The organism is Vibrio sp. 03_296 (assembly GCF_002265885.1).
Window position 1 is genome coordinate 1 of sequence record NZ_NPKW01000906.1, and the last position, 1112, is coordinate 1112.

At 39.5% G+C, this 1112-nt stretch carries 1 protein-coding gene and 1 pseudogene; both read right to left on the reverse strand.

What is annotated here, in order from left to right:
- Nucleotides 1-461: pseudogene (locus tag CIK04_RS28745) on the reverse strand (hypothetical protein); the annotation flags it as partial.
- A gap of 254 nt (nucleotides 462-715) precedes the next feature.
- Entirely contained in the window at nucleotides 716-880 is a 165-nt protein-coding gene (locus tag CIK04_RS34700; RefSeq protein ID WP_325205967.1) for a hypothetical protein, read from the reverse strand.
- Nucleotides 881-1112 lie beyond the last annotated feature (232 nt).

Sequence of the window (1112 nt, forward strand, 5' to 3'; positions counted from 1 at the left end):
TTCTCGACTTTTGATAGATTGGCTTGGAGACCATAAATGGTATCTTGCTGGTTTTCTAACCTGTCATTTGCTTGATTGAGTGAACTCGTAAGTTGACTGATATTTTTTAATAACTCAGATTTCTCGTTTTGTGATTCGACTAGCTCAGATTGCAGAGCTTCAATTTTCTCCTCTAGTTCATCATTTGCATCTGTAGCCCTTTGGAGAGTCTGTTCAATATCCAAAGCTTCTCCCTCTGACTGCTCTTTTTGTTTGATCGCGTGTTGGCTGATTGCCTCTGCTTCTCTAATGCGTGTGTAAGTAATTGACTCAAAATGGGTATGAATACTGTCATTCRTAGCAATAACAATATCTCGAAGTGATGTAGAGATATCGTATTCCTTTCTTTCGAGAAGATCCTGAATTTCCGCTGGTAGCTCATATGAGGTTCTTACTTGAGTTGTTGCTGATGGGGTGGTCATTTTGATGCTTCTGGAATCCTACCGTCACGCAATGAGCCTTTCCAAATCAGTCATTGAATCGAAGAGCTTTTTCCTCTTTGTAAATACTCTCTAATTCGCCACCCGCTAGGCTTCTTTCCTCTGCTAATCAGCTCATTAGCGGCTTGGATGAGGTCTTCATCAGTGTAAGTTTTCGGCCTTGCCATGCTGTTCACCATTATTATGTTTTTTTAATGAAAGTTAGTAAGTTAGTTAAGTTAAGTAACTTAACTAACTTACCTTTCAAACGTATCGCTTTCAGACTTTTGGTCGGTCTTATTGCGCTCAAGATTCCTTTTGCGCAGTTCTACTGATTCCAACAACAGCTTTGCTTTTACCTGCATGCTGGGTGGCAGGTTCAACATATCTTTCATGGCGTTATCCAAGAATGACTCAACCATCCGTGATTGACCTGATTCTTTAGCTTTCAAGCCCAAGAAAACTGACTGGCAGAACTGGCTTAAAGGACGGATGATGTCATCTTTTAAGTTTTGAACTAATTTTTCTAAAGCGTTGCTTTTCAGTCACGCAATTGAACGATTTCTTTTTCTCAGCAGAAATATCTCGGCTATTTTGCCTTTTTAGTTCATTGAACATTTCATTTTCGCCTGTAGAAATAGCAACTTGCGTTTT

What these genes read in the sequence shown, in the direction of transcription:
- CIK04_RS34700 (WP_325205967.1), bottom strand. Translation starts at nt 880, where the DNA reads ATGGTTGAGTCATTCTTGGATAACGCCATGAAAGATATGTTGAACCTG.